General features: G+C 38.1%; 3 protein-coding genes and 1 pseudogene. 1 reads left to right on the top strand and 3 read right to left on the bottom strand.

The annotated features are described in order from the left end of the window. Together C8322_RS14145 and C8322_RS14140 are read right to left on the bottom strand one after the other, a co-directional pair. Positions 1-279 (bottom strand): transposase (locus tag C8322_RS14145; RefSeq protein WP_146747341.1); only part of this gene is annotated, 279 nt, incomplete at its 3' end. A gap of 171 nt (positions 280-450) precedes the next feature. After that, on the bottom strand, positions 451-1,344 hold the full coding sequence (locus C8322_RS14140) for a LysR family transcriptional regulator (protein WP_004809417.1): 894 nt from the start codon (positions 1,342-1,344) through the stop codon (positions 451-453). A gap of 281 nt (positions 1,345-1,625) precedes the next feature. Between C8322_RS14140 and C8322_RS14135 the strand changes: the two genes are divergently transcribed. Further along, positions 1,626-2,336, top strand: coding sequence for an HAD family hydrolase (locus tag C8322_RS14135; protein ID WP_004809418.1), 711 nt, complete (start codon positions 1,626-1,628; stop codon positions 2,334-2,336). 81 nt (positions 2,337-2,417) lie between these two features. On the opposite strand, the pseudogene C8322_RS14130 reads toward C8322_RS14135, so the two are convergent. Next, a pseudogene (locus C8322_RS14130) lies at positions 2,418-2,603 on the bottom strand (hypothetical protein); the annotation flags it as partial. Positions 2,604-2,653 lie beyond the last annotated feature (50 nt).

The raw sequence follows: 2,653 nt of genomic DNA, 5'->3' as shown, positions 1-2,653 counted from the left end.
ACCTTCTAAAAAATCAATTTCTAATGCCTGCTCACCGATTTTTGCATGTAGTTTTTTTAGATCGATGGGTGGTTCTGTTGGAGCTTTTGATTGATCGAAAGCTTGCGAGGAAGCTGAGATCAATTGATTTTTCCAGTCAATAATTTGGTTTTGATGAACATCAAATTCAGCACTCAATTCAGCAAGTGTTTTTTCTGCTTTAATCGCAGCAAGTGCTACCTTAGCTTTAAAATCATTTGAATGATTTCTTCTTGGTCTACGTGCCATAAAATACTCCATATATTGATGTTTATAACATCATTTGAGGAGCAGAATATCACTTATAGGAGTTGTTCAAATTTACGGATCCATCTCTGGCATCAAGATGTACCAAAATAAAAAATCCCGGCTTGAACCGGGATTTTTAAAATCTAGAGATAGCGATGAAATCAAATCTTTCATGCTGCAAGCTTATTTACTTAAAATCTCATGCAATATATTGCGTAACCATTGATGACTGGTTTTATGATGACAGGACATATGCCAATACTGCTTCACAGAATAGGTCGGGAATGCAATCGGCGCATTAAAAATCTTGAGATTGCCACGCGATAGTAATACTTCACTCAAATAATAAGGCACAGTCGCAATTGCATCGGTTTCCTGCACCACCAGTCCTACGCCTAAATAGCTTGGCAAGCGCATCAGAATGTCTCGCTTGAGTTCCAGATTTAGCAGTTCATTTTCAATATGGTAATGTCCCATCCCGGCATCAATATCAATATGCGTTTCACGCAAATACTCTTCAATAGTCAGGCTGTCGCCAACCAGCCGTGGATGGTCTTTGGCTGCAATCACCACATAATACTGTTCAAACAATTTCTGCTGATAGAAACCATTTTCCAGATTCGGCAAAAAACCTAAAGCCAGATCAATTTCTCCATTGGCCATTTGATAGCTGGTTTCTGAAGTAATTGGACGCACATTCAGACGAATATGCGAAGCGTGCTGTTTTAGATATTGTGAAATTTTTGGCAACAGGACCAGATGCGATACATCGGTCATTGCCAAGGTAAAGCGTTGCTGGGACGTGGCCTGATCGAAATCAATAGTAAAATTATTGATGGTTTCGACTTTACTTAGCGCCTCACTGACCAAAGGAAATAGCTGCTTTGACAGATCCGTCGGCAGCATTTCATTGCCAATACGCAAAAATAAAGGATCATTATAATGCTGACGGATTTTATTGAGCAGATTACTCACCGTCGGTTGGCTCATATCCAGATAATCGGCTGCATGGGAGACGTTCTTAAATTTGTAGACATAATAAAAGATGCTGAGCAATTTACAGTCAAGTTCAAACACAGAAACACATTTCCTTCAATTTTTTAATCATTTTGGCGGATCTATCATCCGCGCAATTTGATCTAGTGCCAATGTCCAAATATAACACTTTGTGACTATCTGTATGATCATTCAGGATGTGTTTTGCAATAAAAATACTGTTTACCCGATCTGTAACTCTGTCAAATACCACTTCATGTAAAATGGATAACCCTTATCTTTTATTTCAGCTGAAACACTTAAGTCGCATGTTATATACTCAGCCGCACAGAATAGACTGTGGAAATTAAGGGAAAAGTGTCATGTTTCAGAACAAAAAACTAGTCTGTTTTGATCTGGATGGTACGTTGATTGATTCTGTAGGCATTTGGAATCAGGTCGATGCTGCCCTGATTCATGAACTTTCCGGTATAAAAGCCAATTTAAAATTGATCCAGCAGCAGCGGGATCTACAGTTGACAGCCTTTCGACATTTGCCTGATCCTTATCTGGAATATTGTGGTTATTTAAAAGAACTATACGGTTTTGAACTAAACAAAGAAGACGTCAAAAACCGCCGTTACAGTATTTCACGACATTTTCTGGATCATGTGGTCGAATTAAAACCTCAGGCGGAACTTATAATCCAGGCCCTGAAAAAACAAGAGATTCCACTGGCCTTAACCACAACCACCAGTTTATTCAATGTGCAGCGTTATCAGGACAATAATCAAAATATTAACGCTAAAATCAGCTTTGATGATGATTTTGCCTTAATCCTCACCCGCGAAAATGTCCAGAACATCAAGCCACATCCAGAAATTTATCTGAATGTTCTTGAGCATTTTAAAATTGAAGCCAAAGATTGCCTGATTATTGAAGATTCTTTAATTGGTGTAGAAGCTGCGAATAATGCAGGAATAGAGGTAGTGGCAATTTATGATCAGTATTCTGCTCATGAAATCGAGCTGATTAAAGCCAGAGCAAATTATTTTGTGCAGGATTTTACCGAATTATTAAGGCATATTGCTTAAATATCTATATAAATAAATGTCATGAATAATTCCGTTTCATGACATTTATGTTATTATTTCTAAATGGATTAGATTAGAGCATTATTTGGCTTTTTTGTAGACTGAACCTGACCCTACAAGGTTGCCAGTTTTTTCATCAATTACAAAATCGACCATTCCTGCCCCTGCATTCAACTGAAGCATGCCATTTTCATTCACAGCCGCGGGCATTGGATTCTTTTTCTCTGTTTTACCGGTTTCCTTATCTTTGATGGTATTAGTAATCAGCTCTGTACACGACAAATTTCATAGGACCCTTGTCCTATCAGGCTTTTTCT

This window comes from Acinetobacter sp. SM1B (assembly GCF_003289665.1).
Classification (GTDB): domain Bacteria; phylum Pseudomonadota; class Gammaproteobacteria; order Pseudomonadales; family Moraxellaceae; genus Acinetobacter; species Acinetobacter schindleri.
Note: the sequence above shows the minus strand (reverse complement) of the source record. Positions and strands in the feature narration are given on the sequence as shown.